Annotated in this window: 17 protein-coding genes; 13 read left to right on the forward strand and 4 right to left on the reverse strand. The window is 67.6% G+C overall.

Going from position 1 to position 18376, the window contains the following annotated elements; genetic code table 11:
* Window positions 1-26: 26 nt before the first annotated feature.
* The 4 genes from RBL05_RS03930 to RBL05_RS03945 form a co-directional block, all read right to left on the reverse strand.
* A complete protein-coding gene (locus RBL05_RS03930; protein WP_036340964.1) occupies window positions 27-665 on the reverse strand; it encodes a GNAT family N-acetyltransferase in 639 nt (212 codons plus the stop codon).
* 32 nt (window positions 666-697) lie between these two features.
* Window positions 698-1270 carry a TetR/AcrR family transcriptional regulator gene (locus RBL05_RS03935; RefSeq protein ID WP_036340967.1) on the reverse strand — a complete coding sequence of 191 codons (573 nt, stop codon included), beginning with the start codon at window positions 1268-1270 and terminating at the stop codon, window positions 698-700.
* A gap of 55 nt (window positions 1271-1325) precedes the next feature.
* Window positions 1326-2855, reverse strand: coding sequence for an MFS transporter (locus RBL05_RS03940; RefSeq protein ID WP_318604087.1), 1530 nt, complete (start codon window positions 2853-2855; stop codon window positions 1326-1328).
* An 89-nt stretch (window positions 2856-2944) separates the two neighbouring features.
* The gene (locus RBL05_RS03945; RefSeq protein WP_259790909.1) at window positions 2945-3586 is read right to left on the reverse strand and encodes a TetR/AcrR family transcriptional regulator; all 642 of its coding nucleotides are present in this window, start codon (window positions 3584-3586) and stop codon (window positions 2945-2947) included.
* A 211-nt stretch (window positions 3587-3797) separates the two neighbouring features.
* On the opposite strand from RBL05_RS03945, the gene RBL05_RS03950 reads away from it, so the two are divergent.
* From RBL05_RS03950 to RBL05_RS04010, 13 genes are all read left to right on the forward strand, one after another.
* On the forward strand, window positions 3798-6956 hold the full coding sequence (locus RBL05_RS03950) for a bifunctional cytochrome P450/NADPH--P450 reductase (RefSeq protein ID WP_036340976.1): 3159 nt from the start codon (window positions 3798-3800) through the stop codon (window positions 6954-6956).
* A gap of 254 nt (window positions 6957-7210) precedes the next feature.
* Window positions 7211-8080 carry a helix-turn-helix domain-containing protein gene (locus tag RBL05_RS03955; protein ID WP_080695013.1) on the forward strand — a complete coding sequence of 290 codons (870 nt, stop codon included), beginning with the start codon at window positions 7211-7213 and terminating at the stop codon, window positions 8078-8080.
* Between the two features lie 281 nt (window positions 8081-8361).
* A complete protein-coding gene (locus RBL05_RS03960; RefSeq protein ID WP_052001291.1) occupies window positions 8362-9327 on the forward strand; it encodes a bifunctional DNA primase/polymerase in 966 nt (321 codons plus the stop codon).
* Between the two features lie 35 nt (window positions 9328-9362).
* On the forward strand, window positions 9363-9992 hold the full coding sequence (locus RBL05_RS03965) for a DUF2637 domain-containing protein (protein WP_080695015.1): 630 nt from the start codon (window positions 9363-9365) through the stop codon (window positions 9990-9992).
* Window positions 9989-10450 carry a hypothetical protein gene (locus RBL05_RS03970; protein ID WP_052001295.1) on the forward strand — a complete coding sequence of 154 codons (462 nt, stop codon included), beginning with the start codon at window positions 9989-9991 and terminating at the stop codon, window positions 10448-10450. Before RBL05_RS03965 ends, RBL05_RS03970 begins: the two co-directional genes overlap by 4 nt.
* A gap of 92 nt (window positions 10451-10542) precedes the next feature.
* Window positions 10543-11391 carry a hypothetical protein gene (locus tag RBL05_RS03975; RefSeq protein WP_036340978.1) on the forward strand — a complete coding sequence of 283 codons (849 nt, stop codon included), beginning with the start codon at window positions 10543-10545 and terminating at the stop codon, window positions 11389-11391.
* On the forward strand, window positions 11388-12368 hold the full coding sequence (locus tag RBL05_RS03980) for a ParB N-terminal domain-containing protein (RefSeq protein WP_058630943.1): 981 nt from the start codon (window positions 11388-11390) through the stop codon (window positions 12366-12368). Before RBL05_RS03975 ends, RBL05_RS03980 begins: the two co-directional genes overlap by 4 nt.
* A gap of 36 nt (window positions 12369-12404) precedes the next feature.
* Complete coding sequence (locus tag RBL05_RS03985; RefSeq protein ID WP_036340984.1) at window positions 12405-13130, forward strand: hypothetical protein; 726 nt, start codon at window positions 12405-12407, stop codon at window positions 13128-13130.
* Window positions 13131-13146: 16 nt separating this feature from the next.
* Window positions 13147-14778: a M23 family metallopeptidase gene (locus RBL05_RS03990; protein WP_231728765.1), complete on the forward strand. Its 1632-nt coding sequence runs from the start codon at window positions 13147-13149 to the stop codon at window positions 14776-14778.
* 12 nt (window positions 14779-14790) lie between these two features.
* Window positions 14791-15057: a DUF6112 family protein gene (locus tag RBL05_RS03995; RefSeq protein ID WP_036340989.1), complete on the forward strand. Its 267-nt coding sequence runs from the start codon at window positions 14791-14793 to the stop codon at window positions 15055-15057.
* A 115-nt stretch (window positions 15058-15172) separates the two neighbouring features.
* On the forward strand, window positions 15173-15442 hold the full coding sequence (locus tag RBL05_RS04000) for a DUF6112 family protein (protein WP_052001297.1): 270 nt from the start codon (window positions 15173-15175) through the stop codon (window positions 15440-15442).
* Window positions 15443-15478: 36 nt separating this feature from the next.
* Complete coding sequence (locus tag RBL05_RS04005) at window positions 15479-16882, forward strand: hypothetical protein (protein ID WP_058630945.1); 1404 nt, start codon at window positions 15479-15481, stop codon at window positions 16880-16882.
* A 6-nt stretch (window positions 16883-16888) separates the two neighbouring features.
* Window positions 16889-18361: an SCO6880 family protein gene (locus RBL05_RS04010; protein ID WP_052001299.1), complete on the forward strand. Its 1473-nt coding sequence runs from the start codon at window positions 16889-16891 to the stop codon at window positions 18359-18361.
* The last annotated feature ends 15 nt before the right edge of the window (window positions 18362-18376 follow it).

The raw sequence follows: 18376 nt of genomic DNA on the forward strand, positions 1-18376 counted from the left end.
TGGAGCCCGGTGCTCGTGTCGTGGTCTTAGGTGGCGGTGCCCGAGTACAGGTAGACGCCTAGGGCTTCAGGTTTGCCGTCGAGGACGAGGTTCATGTCTTCGGAGGCGGTGCGGGTCATGCCCTGCTTCTCGTAGAACTGGAAGGTGCACAGGGAGTCGGTGTAGAGGTAGAAGTCGCTGCGTCCGAGGCTGCGGAGGTGGTCGAGGTAGTCGCGGTAGAGGGTCTTGCCGATGCCGAGTCCGCGGGTGCTGGAGTCCACGGCGAAGAGCGTCAGTTCGTCGGTCAGCGGGCTCGGGGTTTTCTTGCGCAGCTCACCGTATACGCGGTCGAAGGCGAAGTATTGGCGCATCGACTTCCACTGGGGCAGGCCGAGGATGCCGGCGCGGAGCGTGTGCGCCAGGGTCAGGAGTCGGTTGGTGAATCGGCCGCCGAGGCGTGGCTGCCCGTCGACTTGGCCCATGATGATGCCGACGACACGTTCGTCCTGGACCGCGACGCGGGTCCAGGTGCTGGCCAGGAGGCGCTCGCGCAGGTAGATCTCCAGCGCACTGTCAAGGACCAGGCGGCCGGTGACGTAGCGGTGGATGTAGAAGGCTTCGTTGATGATCTTCTTGATGTCCTCGGCGTCTTGCGGCTGGTAGGGGCGGTAGACGATGTTGGTCATGGCGTGGTTTTCCTTTCCGTGAATGGTGTGGGTCAGCCGGATGAGTCGTCACGTTGCGTGAGGGCGATCAGGTCGGCTTCGAGGGCGGTGCGGTCGGGCTCGGTCAGGACGGCTCCCCACAGCGGGGCGCTGTTGGACCCGTCGGTGGCGGCGATGACCATGCGAGCGATCGCGGGGTCGAGGCCGTCTTCGAAGAGCGCGCTGCGCCACTGCGCGGCGTCTGCTTGGGCGAGTTCTTCTAGGGCGGGCTCGAACATCAGGTGAGCGGCTAGGGCGATGTAGTCGCGTAGCCCGCTGGGGTCCCCGGCGTGAGCGAAGCTGACGCGGATGTAGGCGCGGGTGAGTCTGCCCGGGACCCCTTCGGGCTCGGCGGTCGCGGCCTGCTCGACGTGGCTGCGGAACTGGGTCATCAGGTTGGTGGCCACCCCGTTCAGCAGTGTTTCCTTGTTCGGGAAGTGGTAGAGCAGGCCGCCTTTGGAGACCCCGGCGGCCTCGGCGATGTCGGTCACGGGCACCGTGGTGCCGTGCCGGCCGATCAGGCGTGCGGCCGAGGTCAGGATGAGTTGTCTGGTCTCGTCTGCGCTGCGTCCGGCGGTCCGTGCCATGATGCGTCTCCTTTCTCGTGGGTTCGGTTCAAGGATTTCAGTTGTGGTCAGGTTTTCAGTGGTCGGCGGTGACGGCGTCCTTGTTGTTCGGGATGAGGGTGAAGGCCACGATCGCGGCGAGGACCATCACTCCCCCGGCGATCAGGGTGGTGGACTGCATTGCCGAGACGAACGCGTGCTGCGCGGCTTCCAGGACCGGGCTTCCGGGCTCGAGGACCGCGGTCGCCGAGGCGAGTGAGTCCTCGACCCGGGCCGCTACCTCGCCGGGAACACCTGTCGGCAGGTCGAGGCCTCCGCGGTAGAACACGCTCATCAGCGAGCCGAGGATCGCGATGCCCAGGGCCACGCCGAGCTCGTAGGCGGTCTCGGCGACCGAGGCCGCGGCTCCGGCCTTGGCTGGCTTGACGGCGGAGACCACCGCATCCACCGACAGGGTCTCGGCGACACCGATGCCCAGCCCGAGTGGGACCACGGCCAGCAGCACCCAGGCCAACTGCTCGCTGCTCTCCAATGCGGCCAGCAGCCCAAGCCCGACCGCGCCGGTGATCAGAGCCACCCCGATCGCCCGGCCGCGACCGAGACGGGTGAGGAGGAACCCGACCACTGCCACAGCGGCCATCGCCGAGAGGGCGGCGGGTAGCTGCGCGAGTCCGGCCTGGAGCGGGCTGAGGCCGCGGGCGAGCTGGAGGTACTGGGAGAAGAAGAACAGCACACCGCTGAGGGCGAACACCGAGATGAAGTTGACCAGCACCGCGCCGCTGAAGGCAGGCACGCGGAACAGGTCCACGTCGATCATCGGAGAGGCGGTCTTGCGCTGACGGCGCACGAACAGGATGCCGCCGACCACGCTCGCGATGATCGCCGCTGCGGTGAGGAGGTCGAACTTGCCGCCGGTGACCTGCTTGATCGTGTACACGAACGGGATGATCGCCAGCATCGACAGGCCGCTGGAGATCAGGTCGAACCGGCCGGGGTTGGGGTTGCGGGACTCCGGCAGCAACCACGCGCCCAGGCCGATGACCAGTGCCATGACGGGCAGGTTGATCAGGAACACCGAGCCCCACCAGAAGTTCTCCAGCAGTGCCCCGCCTACCAGAGGGCCAAGTGCGATGCCGCTGGCGGCCGCTGCCGACCAGATCGCGATCGCACGGGTGCGCTCAATCGGATCGGTGAAGATGTTGCGGATCAGCGACAGCGTCGAGGGCATGATCGTCGCTCCGGCCACACCCAGCAGCAGGCGTGCGGCGATGAGGACTTCCGCGGTCGGCGCGAAGGCGGCCAGGATGGAGGCGAGTCCGAACGCTGCGGCTCCGATCAGCAGCAGCTTCTTGCGCCCAATCCGGTCGGCCAGGTTCCCCATCGTGACCAGCAGCCCCGCCAGGGCCAGGGAGTAGATGTCCCCGATCCACAGCACCTGCGAGGCCGTCGGGGACAGGTCGGCGGTCAGCGACGGCACCGCCAGATACAGCACCGTGGCGTCAATGGCCAGCAGCAGCACCGCTCCCACCAGCACAGCCAGCGAGGCCCATCGCCTGGCTGGCGTCATCAGTTCATTCATGTTCAGTCTCCTCAGTATCTTCCTCAAACTAAACCGTCGTGCCGGTACAGTTCTGGTGGTAGTGCGCAGCCCGTACAGGACTGCTGGTGTGATGTGCGGCGAGGTGCCGCGTGGCGCTAGCTGGTGTGTTCGCTGCTGGTGCGTGCGAACGATGCCGCCAGGCTCGCGAACCGTTCCAGGCTCTGGCGGGCGAGGTCGTTGTCTCGGTGGGCCAGCCAGGACCAGGCGACTCCGTTAAGTGTGTCGAGGACGAGTTCGGCGAGCACTCGCTCGTCCTGGGCGAAGTCCAGACGCGCCTCGTCCGCCAGGCGGGTGATGTAGCCGGTGGCTTTCTCCAGGGAGGCGGCGTGCTCGTGCTGTGGCAGCTCCTGGAGTTCGGGGTCGCGCAGCGCGAAGCTGCCCAGGTCGAACAGGACCAACTGCGCGTCGGGGTCGGTCTCGATCTGTGACCAGAACGCCAGCAGCAAGGTGCGGATGTTCTCAAACGGGCTTGCATCGGGTGAAATATGCGGCCAGGCGGCCCCCAGGTCGATCTCGATGTCACTGGCCAGCAGGGCTGCGTACAGCTCCTTCTTGGAGTGGAAGCAGTAGTGAAACGCCCCGTGCGGCATCCCCGCCTCAGCGCAGATCGCACGGGTGCTCGCCGCAGCGATCCCGTCGCGCCTCATCACCCGCAGCGCGGCGGCCACCAACTGCTCTCGACGCTCGCCAGCGCTGATCTGATTGCGCGGCGTACGCGCCTCTCCTCGATCGTCCATAGCCCCATCATACGCCTTGGGCACACGACGTGGCCAGTTGACCTAGGCGAGTGGCCAAGTTAGTGTGTTGGGAGACGTCACGCGGTGCCCGAACTCATGGCCGGGCTTCAGGCCGCACTCCGACCTCTGACCGGGTGCGCCCGCTCACAGCCAGCCACCAGGGGCGATGGACGGTTCGACCCGATAGATCGTGAACAGGAGGGCCCTTTCGATGACTCCTCCCAACGCCACCGGCACCCCTCGTATCCCCGGCCCTGCCGCCCTGCCGGTGGTGGGGAACCTGTTCGAGGTGCTGGGCGCTTCGCAGGAGACCTCAATCGAGTTCGCTGAGGACTATCACGCCAAGTACGGCGGCATGTTCGCCCTTGATGTGCTGGGCACGCGGCAGATCTTCGCCTCGGAACACGCGCTGGTGGCGGAGATGTGCTCCAGTCCGTTGTGGTCGAAGAAGGTCCATGACGCGATCGATCAGGTGCGCGACTTCGGTGGTGACGGGCTGTTCACCGCGTACAACGAGGAGCCGAACTGGGGGAAGGCGCACCGGTTGTTGATGCCGGCGTTCGGGACGATGGCGATGAAGGACTACTTTGGCCAGATGCTCGACATCGCCGAGCAGATGATGGTCCGCTGGGAGCGCTTCGGGCCAGACGTGGAGATCGACGTCGCCGAGGACATGACCCGGCTGACGCTGGACACGATCGCGCTGTGTGCGTTCGATGTGCGGTTCAACTCGTTCTACTCCGAGAACCATCACCCTTTCGTCGGTGCGATGGTGGGCGCGCTGACCGAGGCGGGGCTGCGCAGCGAGCGCCTACCGGGGGTGCAGCCGTTCATGGTCGGCACCAACCGCCGCTACCGCGAGGACATCGCCACCATGCGGCAGATCACCCAGGACATCGTCACGGCCCGCGCCGGTAGGCCTGTCGATCAGCGGCCTGATGACCTGCTGGAGCGGATGCTGTCGGCTGCGGACCCGCTCACCGGGGAGAAGCTGTCGGAGGAGAACGTCCAGTATCAGCTCGCGACCTTCCTCATCGCCGGGCATGAGACCACCTCCGGGCTGTTGTCCTTCGCGACCCACAAGCTGCTGACCCACCCCGATGTGCTCGCGAAGGCCCGCGAGGTGGTTGATGAGGTCTTGGGTGATCGGACCCCGGAGTTCGCTGACCTGGCCAAGTTGGGCTACATCGGGCAGGTTCTGCGTGAGACCCTGCGGCTGCATCCCACCGCTCCGGCGTTCGCGCTGTCCCCGAGTGAGGACACCACGCTGGGCGGATACGACATCGCCGCCGGAGAGAGCGTGATGGTGATGCTCCCGACCCTGCACACCGATCCGGCCGTGTGGCCCGAGCCGACGCGGTTCGACCCGGACCGGTTCTCCCCGGAACGGATGGATGAGATCCCCGAGTATGCGTGGATGCCGTTCGGCCACGGCGCACGGGCCTGCATCGGTCGTCCCTTCGCGTTGCAGGAGGCCACCTTGGTGCTGGCGATGATGCTCCAGCGCTTCGACATCGCCCTGACCGACCCCGGGTATGAGCTGAAGATCGCCGAGTCGCTGACGATCAAGCCCAAGAACCTCACCATCCACGCCGCCAACCGCCTCAGCCACACCCAGCTCCGCACCGACGCCACAGCACCCGCGTCCGCCCCTGCTCCTGCTCCTGCTCGGAAGGCGTCCGCCGCCGCGACACCACCGGCGGATGCGCACGGCACGCCGATGCTGGTGCTTTACGGCTCCAACGGGGGCAGCAGTGAGGGCTTGGCCCGCACCATCGCCGGCGATGGGGCCGCCCGTGGCTGGCACACCCGAGTGGCCTCCCTCGATGAGGCCACCGCGGACCTGCCCACGGCCGGGCCGGTCGTCATCGTGACCTCCTCCTACAACGGCACCCCACCCGACAATGCGAAGCGCTTCGTCGACTGGCTCACCACCACCGGCCCGGACCTGAGCGGTGTTGAATACCTGGTGCTGGGCTGCGGGAGCCTGGACTGGGCCGCCACCTACCAGCGCGTCCCCACCCTCATCGACGACGCCATGACTGCTGCCGGGGCCACGAGGATTCGTGAACGCGGTGCCACCGATGCCCGCACCGACTTCTTCGGCGACTGGGAACGCTGGTACCAGCCGTTGTGGCCCGAACTGTCCGAGCACTACCAGATCGAGGACACCGCCCCGACAGGCCCCCGCTACCGGATCGCCTCCACCAGCCAGCCCGCCGCCCATCGTGAGGAGGCCACCGCGATCGTGCTGGAGAACCGCGAGCTAGTCCGCGGCGACTCGCCCCGCTCCAAGCGGCACCTCGAACTCCGCCTGCCCGAGGGCATGACGTATCGCACCGGCGACTACCTCTCGGTGCTGCCGCAGAACCACCCCGAACTCGTCACCCGCATGCTCACCCGCCTGGCACTGCCAGGCGACGAGTTGGTGACCATCGACTCCGACGCCCCCAGCGGACGCATCCCCGTCGGAGTGCCGGTGCGGGTCGATGACCTGCTGACCCGCCACGTCGACCTGACCGCCCCAGCCACGCAGGGGGTACTCGCCTCGCTCGCCGAGACGACACGCTGCCCTCCCGAGCGCGCAGAACTCGAAAAGCTGGCCTCCCCTGAACAGGCGGACACCATCAGGCAGCGCCGGTTCTCACTGCTGGACCTGCTGGAGATGTTCGCCTCCTGCGAGGTCGACCTGGCCTGGGTGATCGAACGACTCCCCGCCCCCAGGGCACGGCAGTACTCGATCAGCTCCGCCGCCGAAACCCAGACCGAAGTAGCACTGACCGTCTCAGTCATCGAGGGCCCCGCACTCTCGGGGACGGGCACCTACCGAGGCGCGGCCTCCAGCTACCTTCAGCGCGTCCAGCCCGGCGACCGGCTCACCGTCACCCTCGCTTCGCCGACCGAGCACTTCCGGCCCCCAGCCCAGAACTCGATCCCGGCGATCATGATCGCCGCTGGCTCCGGCATCGCCCCGTTCCGCGGCTTCATCAACGCTCGTCATGCTCGCGCCACCGGCGGCGAACCGGCGGGTGAGACGGTGCTGTTCTTCGGCTGCCAGCACCCCGACTGGGACGACCTCTACGCCGAAGAGTTCGCCACCTACGAGGCTGCCGGGACGCTGCGCGTGCACCGGGCATACTCACGCAAGCCCGACGGCGAGGTCCGCTACGTCCAGCACCGGCTCTGGGCCGAACGAGACAGCATCCTCGACCTCATCGAGCAGGGCGCGCACGTGTATGTGTGCGGTGACGTCACCGGCATGGGGCCAGCGGTCGAGGAGACCCTGACCCGGATCGGCCAGGACGTCCACGGACCCAACTGGCTCACCGAACTCAGCCAGACCGGGCGATACGCCACTGACCTCTTCTGAGCCACTCACATGAGACTGCGGGCTCAGACGACTGACAGTTCCTTTCGAGAACTCAGACTCTCGGAGCTGAGTTCTCGTCACGTCGCACGCTTCGGAAGTGGTGCACGCGGACCTCACGCCGATTCGCGTGTTGCTCCTGATCGTGGAGGTAAGCCATAGGCGCGCGCGAGGCTGTGAGGAGACTCCATCTCGAACTCGACAACGGCGCGGATTGGTCGCACTCGCTAGCAGAGAACCGAGATGTTCCCGGAGGGATGACGGCTCTCGAACTTGTCCGGACGCTCGCGTCGAGTCGAGCGCTCTTTCGCCATGCGCAGATCATGAATGTGATGGAAGGCAGTACTCGGATCGAGACTGCCAACGGCGACTATATGCTGAGGGCCGGGATGTCGATCGCCCTAGGGGCAGACAGATGGTGCCGGATCAAGCCACAAGGCCGGGTGCGCATCTGGTCGATCTATGCAGATGAGCAGTTTCTTCGCATGCAGATGTCTTGGTTTCTTCCTCATCGCGAACGTGTTCACAGTGGGCTGCACCCCTGCGAATGGGATGGTACGGCAATAGTGTTGACTCCGGGGACTGCCGCCCTACGCAAGGTCGAGCCGCTGTGGCGTCAGATGAGCATCCTGAATGATGGTACCCATGCGCCAGAAGTAGCTGCGATCCACACCATTGAGCTGTTCGCTCGCTGGGTTTCCGGTGTTCTTCCTGTCTTCCTGGACGCTAGCATGTCACCGCAACCCATTCGCCCGTTGTGGCGGCCGATCGCTGGACGGCTGACCCGGCCACCCTCAGCTGGCCATGTCACCAAAGCGATTGACCTTCTGCGCGCTCGACTGGCGGAACCTTGGACTGTGAACTCTCTGGCAAACGAGGTCGCTGTGTCGCGCACCCATCTCACGCGTCTCTTTACGGCACACGCCGGCGCGCCTCCGATGCGGTTTCTTGCTGAGATTCGATTAACGGAGTTCACACGCTTAATCGAAGAAACAGATGTGCCTATAAGCGCGGCCGCCCGGCAAGTGGGGTGGGTGGATTCTCGCATCGCCTCCGCTCGATTCCGACGTCGATTCGGCGTATCCCCATCCGAGTTTCGGGAGACACCTCACCCGGCCGCGACCTAGGGACGTCCTGCGGGCAGCTCCAGCCGACGCACCTCCGCGCAGCGTGGCGTGATGCGTCATTCGTGCCCCGTCATGCGCGATGTGTACCGCAGTCGTGACAACTGCTGGACAGTCTGCCTCGACGTAGGTAGTCCGGAATAGACACGTCGGGTTCTTCAAGATGCCTGACGGTCACAGTCTCGATTCCTTGTCCGTCTCGTCTTCCTGATCCTCCCGACGCACCTCACGGTCGTAGGGCCACCCAGCGAGGGGTGGTCTCCGGATGGGAGGGAGGTCTGGCGATGGTGAAGGTAGGCGACGCTCGCGGGGCGCACGATCTGATCGAGCGGCGGGCCTCATCGGTCGCTGCGGTCTTCTCCCGGCTCGGCGGGGACGTGCCGCTACCGCTGGTCGCGCACGAGCTAGCCCGACACGGCGTGCCGGTGTTCCCGTGCGCGCCCGGCGGGAAGCGCCCGATTCCCGATCGAGGTTTCCACGAGGCAACCAACGATGTGAGACAGGTGGAGGCGTGGTGGCGGCATCGGCCTCATGCGAATCTCGCCATCCCGACTGGCGCAGCCTCGGGTGTCGTCGTCGTCGACGTCGATGTACACAAGGTCAACGGGTATCCCGCATTCAGACGCGCTACACGCGCCGGGCTGCTGCCGGAGCCGTTGGCGGTCGTTACCACGCCGACCGGCGGCAGGCATCTGTACTACCCAACGGACGCCGAACGTGAGCAGCGATCGTGGCAGGCGGGCCGGGCGGGTATCGACTTTCGGGGCGACGGCGGCTACATCATCGTGCCGCCCTCGCAGCGCCCCATCGACGGTCGCCGGGTGCCGTATCGGGTCGAGAGCATGGCGACGCGCCCTGTCGCGCTACTAGACGCGCAGCAGTTGCGTGACTTCCTCGACCCGCGCCCGAAATACGCGCCCGCGCCGGAACCGCCGGGCGGCTGGCCGCTGGACGTTGCCCGGCTCGCCTCGCAGGTAGCTCGCAAACCCGAGGGCGAACGCAACCTCGGGTTGTTCAAGGCCGCGTGCCGCATGGCTGAGCACGGACACTCACCCCGCGACGCGCTCAACGCGCTCGGCCCAGCAGCGGGCCAGTCCGGGCTGGGAGAGCACGAGATCACCCGGACAGTCGGCTCGGCGTATCGCCACGTCAGCACCTACGGGCCGCGCCGTCGCGCCCCGGTACGTCAGACGGGTTCCGGGTTCGCCCACACCGAGCCGCCTGTCTCGGTGAGTGGTCGGAGGCTGTGATGAGCGTGCGGCAACCGGCATGGGGTTGGGCGGTGGTGACCGCCGCGACCGGCACCGTGCTGATCGGTATCGGCGCGTTCTGGCTCTCGTTCATGGCGCTGGCCGATCTCGCGGCCCGGTCGGGTATCGCGCCGGGGCAGGCGTGGATCTGGCCCTTGCTCGTGGACGGCCTGATCGTAGTCTCCACCATCGCGGTTGTCGCACTCGATGGTCGCCGGGGTGCCTGGTATCCGTGGGCGTTGCTGATCTGCGGAGCACTCGTGTCGGTTGCTGCAAACGCGCTGCACGCGATCGTCGCCGCCGACGCCAGCGTGCCCGCCATGCTCGCCGCAACGGTCGCGGCCGTGCCGCCGCTGGTACTGCTCGCCAGCACGCACCTCACCGTCGTCCTCACACGCTCGACCACCGCGCCACCGAGCACGGCGCAGGCACCGCCCGAGCTATCCGCCGCGACCGAACCCATGGCCGCGATCGAGTCCGAAGCAGACCCGGAGGCCGAGCTGGTGCTGGGGCGGCGTGAGCGTGCCACTCGGCTGCGGGAGGCCGGCTGGTCGAACAAGGCCATCGCCGACGAGCTCGGCGTCCATGCCTCGACGGTGGGCCGCTGGTTTACCCCGCCGGTCAAGGAGCCGGAAACCACAACAGAGATGGAGACAACACCATGAACATCGACCCGCGCGAGCAGGCGCATGCCTACGACGACTGGCACGTCGAGGATGTGCCTGAACCGGAGATGCCGGAAGACCGCAGCGAGGTTCGGCAGGTGCCCGAGGCGGTCGCCGCTGCCGACGTGACCAAGCGCAAGGACACCACGGTCGAGACCCCCGCGACTGACGAGATGACCGGTGCAGCTGAGGCGGCAGAGGTCGAGCAGAAACTCGAGGAACACCGGGCGCGCGGTATCGAGTGGGTGCGGCCCACCGATCTCATCGCCCGTAACACGGCGTCGCTGGCCGGGCGGGGCATCGACATGGAAGTCGAGATGTCACGCAAGGCCCGCGAACCACTCGTGGCCGGGCTGCGGAACCTCAGCGACCGGGCCAGGCGGCTGTCGCCGCTGACGGCGTTCGGGCACGGTGCCCGGCACCACGCGCCGACGAGGGCCGCGGTCGGGAAGTCGTGAAGTGGTGAGTAGCGATGATTCGACAGCGAACGCCCGACCGCCCCCGACCTGTTGGGCATGGGAGCGCACCTGGCTGGCAGGAGGTGCCTACCATGACAACTCGCACAACCGAGCACGTACCGGAGGATTTCACTCGCAGCGAGGGCTTGCGTGCCCTGCTGAACCGACTGCACGAGGGCGGCCCTGGCGCTTGGCAGTGCGATCCGGTGGCCGCCGACCTGATGGCCTACGCCGCCGACAAGTACGGGGCGCTGGCCCGCAAGCACGGCCTCGACCCGTGGGAGGCAGCCAGTGCCGCGTTCGATGTGATGCGCACCAAGGCCGCCCGCACCGCGAACGATCCGTGGGGCGTGGTGACCCACGCGGTTCGCATCACCTGCATCGCCGAGGAACGCGGGCAGGGCCTGCTCTGTTCGGTGCATCAAGCCCGGCGTCCGCACATCTCCGCGTTCCACGACGCCGAGCGGCTGTCAGATCGAGAGAACCCGCTCACGGACTACCACACGGCGTTCCACGTTACCGACCCAGACCCGACTGGCACGGACGAACCGGCAAGCACGACGGCGTGCTGCTCGACAGACTCGGCGGTCGAAGACGCCATCGCACTGTTCACGCTGCTGGGCTGGCCCCCGCATGTCGCCCGCGCCGGGGTCGAGCACATCTGCCAGGCGCTTGCCCGGGCGGGCAGCCGCCAGAGCGCCTATGAAGCGCTGCGCCGCGACAAGCACGCCCGCGCCCTGCTCGACGTGAACAGCACCGCGTGGACAGCGCTGCTGAAGGCACTGCTCGGGCACCCCAGCCCGGCCTACGCCGCGACCGCTGCCGGGCGCGGCATCTTGCTCAGGCTGCTGATCGGCGAGAGCCTGCGCGCGCTGCTGCGCGACGACGATCTCGTGCTGATGATCTCGCTCGCGGCCCCAAAACGTGGGGGCCGGTCATGAGCAGGCATACCGGGCACATCGAACTCAACCGCACCGTCGAGTCCATCGTCGTCGGCAACCGTCACCGCACTGACTTGGGTGACCTGACCGCGTTGGCCGAGTCCATCGCCCGCGACGGCCTCCTGCAACCGCTGACGGTCACCATCGACGGGGTGCTGGTGTGCGGTGCGAGGCGGCTGGCCGCAATCAAGATGCTCGGCTGGCGCACGGTGAGCGTGTGGGTGCGCTCGGGCATCTCGGGCAGGCTCGGTCACCTGCTGGCCGAGCAAGACGACAACATGCTCCACAAAGACCTCACCCCGGTCGAGGCGGCTGCGCTCTACCGCGAGCTGAAGACCCTCATGGCCGAGGATGCCGCGCGCAGGCAGGCCGCGACACGGTTCAGCGCGGAGAACCAGCCCGGAAAGGACGGTGCGGGAAAGTTTCCCGCACCGTCCGAACCTGTGGGCCGTGCCAGCGAGCAAGCCGCCGCGATGATTCCCGGCGGCGCGTCGTACAAGACGCTCGACAAGATCGACTACCTGCGGCAAGTCACCGACGACCCCGACCTGCCCGCCACGGTGCGCGGCGACGCCGCTGCCGAACTCGAACGCATCGACGCCGGTGCCCCGGTGCATCCCGGCTTCGAGCGCATCCGCGCCGCCGTCACCGAGACCGCAAGCGAGACCACCGACCTGGAGGCACTCGCACGAGAGGCCGTCGCCCGCGCGCAGGCGGCACAGACCAAGCCTGCGCCGGTCACCTTCGCGGGCGCGGCCGAGCCTGCACGGTGGCCGGTGCGCGCGTTCGTCGCCACCTGGAGCGAGCTTGCCGACTGGTGGACGCACTACGACGCCGAGGTGCTGGCGAACGAACTCAGCGATGAGCAGATCGCCTCGTTCCTGGCGACCGCTGACGGCACCAGCACGTTCGCCGACGACCTGCGCACGGCGCGGCAGGCGTTGAGCAATCCGCGCAGGCACCTCCGGGCGCTCTGACCCTCGTCGGGTGCGCGGACGGCGCACCTGGGGGTCATGAAGACGACTCCCGATGATCCCGCCCGCACCCGCCGCCGACTGATCTCCTTTGTCTGCGCCGGCGTCGCGTTCCTCGTCCTGGCTGCGATCGGCGTCTACGGGCTGGTGACCGGCCCGAACGACGACGGCACCCGACCCGAAGCACCGGCAGCGCCTGCGCCCACCGACCCGACCCGGCCGACTCCGCGCCTGCCCTACATCGCCCCGTCGACCGACCCCGACGAGTTCGCGCGCGAGGCCGCGCACGTGCTGTTCACCTGGGATACCACCAGCGGGTTCCTGCCGCTGGATTACACCGCCGTGCTGCTGGACGTGGGCGACCCGACCGGGAACGAGCAGGCGGGCCTGGCCTCTGACATCGCCTCCTACCTGCCGTCGCGTGACGCCTGGGTCGATCTGCGCCAGTACAGCACGAGCCAGCACCTGACCATCACCGAAGCCTACGTGCCCGAGCAGTGGGCACAAGCGGTCGAACAAGCCCGGCCCGGACAACTCCCGGTCGGGGCGACCGCCATCACGATCGAGGGCACCCGGCACCGCGAGGGCATCTGGAACGACGAACCCGTGACCTCCGAGCACTCGGTGGCGTTCACGATCTTCCTCGCCTGCCCGCCCGACGACCCGCCGACCGGCAGCCAAAGCGAGACCAGCACGCCCGATGCGGGTGTCGTGCCGTCCTGCTACCTGCTGCGCCTGTCGATTCTCGACCAGCCACTGCGCTGAGACGGAGGCCATGACGATGAAGAAAGCAGTCATCGCCCTCGCCCTTCTGCTCCTGCTCGGCCCATTCATGGGCCTGCTGGGTATCGGCGTGCTGATGAACCCCTCCGCGAACGCCGAGTGCACCATCGACGGCTCCGGCATCACCGTAGGGAACATCCCCGACTCGTTGACCGCGACCACCGCGAACGGCGAGACCATCACGCTCAACCGGCAGCAACTCACGCACGCGGCCACCATCATCGAGATCGGTTCCGGCATCGACGGGGTGGGGCGCGACGGCATCCAGATCGCGCTCATGGCCGCACTGACCGAATCCAGCCTGCGGATGCTGTCGAACACCTCCGCCTACCCCGAGAGCGCCGACTACCCGAACGATGGCAATGGCTCAGACCACGACTCACTCGGCCTGTTCCAGATGCGCCCGCAGTCGGGGTGGGGAACGGTCGCCGACCTCATGGACTCCACGTATCAAGCGCGGGCGTTCTACGGCGGGCCGGACGGCCCCAACTACCCGAGTCCGCGTGGCCTGCTCGACATTCCTGGCTGGCAGCAGATGGGCAAGGGCGAGGCGGCACAGGCTGTCGAGGTCTCAGCCCACCCGGACAGGTACAACAACTACGAGCCGGTCGCGGCCACTATCCTCAGTGCCCTCACCGGCTCCGGCGGCCCGACCACCGCGACTGGCCCCTACCTGGTGACGACTAGACAAGTCACGGAGTCTTCGCGCGTGGTGTTCCCGCTGCCCGAGGGCACCTGGGTCGTCACCAGCGAGTTCGGGTATCGCAGCGACCCATTCACCGGCGAGACCTCCTATCACTCCGGTCTCGACCTCGGCGCAGCTGACGGCACCCCCATCCTGGCCGCCGCTGACGGCACAGTGACTGTGGCTGAGTTCTCAGGCGGTTACGGCGGTCTCATCATCATCGAGCACACCATCAGCGGGCAGACCGTCGCCACCGCCTACGCGCATATGTGGCAGCACGGCATCCACGTCTCGGTCGGAGATCACGTGCGCGCGGGCCAGCACATCGGCGATGTCGGGTCGAGTGGACGTAGCACCGGAGCACATCTGCACTTCGAGGTTCGACCCGGCGGCACCAACGGCGAACAGATCGACCCGGCAGCATGGCTGAACCAGCACAACGCCGCCGACCTCCCCGAAGCCTCAGTCGGGCCTCCCCACGGTTGCGCGGGCACCAACGGTATCGCCGGTGACCCGGCTCCATTCGACGGCGACGACCCGAGCCGGATGGTCGATGACCCGACGTCGACCGGGCAGATCACTGCCCGGATGCTGCACCTGTATGAGCAGACTCTCGCCCAGTTCCCCGACACGGGCTGGGGCTGCTACTCGCCCCGGCCCGGCACGCAGTCAGAGCATCCCCTGGGCAGGGCGTGTGATCTGACGTTCGGCAACGCGATCGGCCAGTATCCGGCCAGCGAGCAACTCGACTACGGCTGGCAGGTCACCGAGTGGATGCAGACCCACGCCGAAGCTCTCGGTGTCGAGTACCTGATCTGGCAGGGCAAGATCTGGTCGCTCTCGCGCGACTCCGAGGGCTGGCGTTCCTACAACGGCGGCGGGATGCACGACCCCGACAACGTGACGGGTGGGCACTACGACCACCTGCACGTCACGGTGAAGTAGCGGGGGTGCGTCATGGATGTATTTCCCGACTTCGATGGACTGGCCGGTATCGACGATCTACGGGAGGTCGTCGGGGCGCTGCTGATGTTCGCGCTCGTGATCGCGGTGCTGATGCTGATCGTCTCGGCGATCATCTGGGCGGTCTCATCGAGCACCGGCAACTATGCCGCCGCCGCCAAGGGCCGCGTCGGAGTGCTGGTCTCCCTCGGAGGCGCAGTCCTTGCCGGTGCCGGTGTCGCGTGGATGAACTGGCTGATTGGCATCGGCCAGCAACTCTGACGACTCCGGCTTCTTCTGAGCGCCCGCCCCTCTCTGGGGCGGGCGCTTTCGTGTGCGTGGCAGCGGAGAGCACCTGACGGCAGAACCATCCGTCCTCTCACAAAGGAGAACTGCCGTGATCGACATCGACCCCAACTCCAGTGGCTTGCCGGGTATCGACCAGCTGCGCATCATCGTCGGCGCAGTCATGACCGTGGGCTTGATCCTGTCGGTCCTGGCGTTGATTGTCTCGGCGATCATCTGGGCCTACGGGTCCAACTCTTCCAACCCGCATCTGGCCGGTCGCGGCAAGATCGGCGTCTTGATCTCGTGCGGTGCCGCCGTCGTCTGTGGCGCGTCGGTCACGCTCATCAACTTCTTCTGGGGCGTCGGCCAAGCCGTCTGACCCGCCCATCTACTCCGAACCACTAGGAGGCTCGTGATGGGCGTGTGCGATATCCCCGTCATCTCCACCGTCTGCGACGTCGCCGGTGAAGCCGCAGCGACGCTGATCTCGGCACCATTCGACTGGCTCGCCAGTGCGATGGGCGCGGCAGCCGCCTGGATGTTTGAGGCTGTCTGGACGGTCTTCGACACGACCACGATGGTCGACGTCACCAGCGGCGAGTACTTAGGCGTCTACAACCTGATCTTCGGAATCGCCGTGTTCGTCATGCTGCTGTTCTTCTGTCTACAGCTCATCACGGGCATGATTCGCCGAGAACCCGCCGCCCTCTCCCGAGCGGCCCTCGGGCTGGCCAAGAGCGTCCTCGGCTCCTTCGTGGTGATCACCCTCACGGCCCTACTGCTAGAGATTGTTGACCAACTCTCGGTCGGCATCATCCAAGCCGCTGGCGAAACCACAGCCACGATGGGCGACAAGATCGCGATCCTCGTCGCCGGATTGACCGCGCTGAACGTGGGGGCACCCGGTGTCGGTGCGATCTTGACCATCTTCCTCGCGGCCTTGGCCATCGCAGCCGCTGCGATCGTCTGGCTGAGCCTGCTAGTCCGCAAGGCGCTCCTACTGGTCGCGGTGGTCTTGGCCCCGTTCGCGTTCTCCGGCGCCTCCTGGGATGCCACGCGCGGCTGGATCTCCAAGTGGGCGATGTTCGTCGTCGCGCTCATCCTCTCCAAGCTCGTACTCGTCGTGATTCTGCTGGTCGCAGTGACCCAGGTGTCGGCCCCGATCGACGGCGATTTGTCGAGTATCGCCGACCCCCTCGCCGGGGTCGTGCTGATGGCGCTGGCCGGGTTCGCGCCGTACATGACATACCGCTTCCTGTCGTTCATCGGGTTCGACCTCTACAACTCGATGGGCACCGAGCAGGAAGCCAAGAGCGCGCTCAACCGGCCCATTCCGACGCCGGGCAAGCCACAAGGGGGCGAGCCGAAGAAGGTGCTCGACGAGGGCAGCAAGGGAGGCGGCGACAAGTCCAGCAGCGCAGGTAGCAACGGGGGCGGCGGGGCCGGTGGAGGCCCCAAAGCCAACCCCACGCCTGCCCCGTCCTCGGCAGGCGGCGGAGGAGCCGGTGCGAGCAGTGGTGGTGCAGCTGGTGCAGGCGGCTCCGCCGGAGCCGCAGGTGCCGGTGCCGGTGGAGGCGCGGCGGCGGCAGGGCCGGTCGCCGCCGGAGTCGTGGCGGGTGCCGCCGTGGTCAAAGCCGCCGCCACCGCCGGGCCGAAAGCGGGCCAGGCGCTGGCCGGTCAAGCCGATCAAGCGGCCAGCGGTGCCGAGCAAGCGGGGTCGGCTCCGGTCACCCCGCACGCGCCGCCGCCCTCGCAACCGCTGCCGAAAACCCCGACCAGTTCCGCGCCGCCGCCGAAGCCCAAGCCGACGAAGGAGTGACACGCCATGCCCAGCCCGGAGACGCCCCACGAGCCAGGTGGCGGCGAACTGGTGCCCGTGAAGTTCTCACGCCTCACCAGACGCGGCATCCTGCTCGGCCTGTCGCTGAGCCAGCTGATTACCCTCGGCGTCGGTGGGGCGAGCCTCGTGGCCGCGTTCTACGGCGGCGGCGGCCTCCTGTTCCTCATCACCGCCCCGATCTGGGTACTTGCTGCCGCGATCACCTGGATTCCCGTGGCGGGCCGCCCGCTCGTCGAGTGGCTGCCGGTGGCCTGCTGGTGGCTGTGGCGCAAGACCGGCGGGCAACTGGCCTACCGGCGCAGAATCGTCACCCCGCGCCCTGCGGGAACGCTCGCGCTGCCCGGCGACATGGCCCGGCTGCGCGAGTACACCGACCCCGAGACCGGGGCCGGGATGGTGCACGACCCGACCGCCGGAACCCTCACCGTCGTCACCGTGATCACCCATCCCGCGTTCGTGCTGCTCGACCCCGGCGAGCAGGAACGCCGCGTGACCGCGTGGGGCCGGGTGCTGGCGACCGTGTGCCGCTCCGGGCGCATCGCCACCCTGCAAGTGCTGGAACGCACCCTGCCGGACTCCGGGCAGGGCTTGGCCGAGTGGTGGGCCGCGCACGGCACCGCCGACGGCTCGTGGGCGGCGACGACCTATCAGGAGCTGATCGACCGGGCCGGACCTGCCGGGGAACGTCACGCGACCACGCTCAGCCTGAGCCTGGACATGCGCGCCGCCGCCCGCCAGATTCGCACCGCTGGCGGCGGCATCAAGGGCGCGGCGAACGTACTGCGGCAGGAGATGGGCACCCTGTCGGCAGCGCTGCGCTCGGCAGACCTGACGAGCAAGGGCTGGCTCAGCACCGGGCAGATCGCGGTCATCCTGCGCTCGGCGTATGACCCGGCTATCGCCGCGACGCTGGAACGCCACGGCGACCTCGGACACGACCTCGCCACCGCCGGGCCAGTCGCGGTCACCGAGTCGTGGGGGCATCTGCGCAGCGACTCGGCCTATCACACCGTCGTCTGGATTTCGGAGTGGCCGCGCTCGATGGTGCATCCGGGGTTCCTCTCACCCGTGTTGCTGTCCAGTGGTATCCACCGTGCGTTCTCGCTGATCTGTACCCCGCTGCGCACCGATCAGGCCGCGCGCGACATTCGCCGCAAGAAGACCGAGTACATCAGCGACGCGGCCCAGCGCGCCCGCATCGGGCAGATCGAAGACGCTTCGCAAACCGCTGAATACCACGACGTGCTCCAGCAGGAGGCAGACCTCACCGCCGGGCACGGAGTGCTCCGCTACACGGGTCTGATCTCGGTGTCTGCCGACTCGCTCGAGGAACTGGAAGCGGCAGTCGCTGCGATCGAGCAGGCCGCCATCCAAGCCTCGTGTGAGGCCCGCGTGCTGGTCGGCCAGCAGGCCCAAGCGTTCACCGCCGCCGCGCTGCCGCTGTGCCGCAAGGTCTGAGCCGTCGGGCGCACC

The sequence above is a fragment of the Brachybacterium sp. GU-2 genome (assembly GCF_030866705.2).
Taxonomy (GTDB): domain Bacteria; phylum Actinomycetota; class Actinomycetes; order Actinomycetales; family Dermabacteraceae; genus Brachybacterium; species Brachybacterium conglomeratum.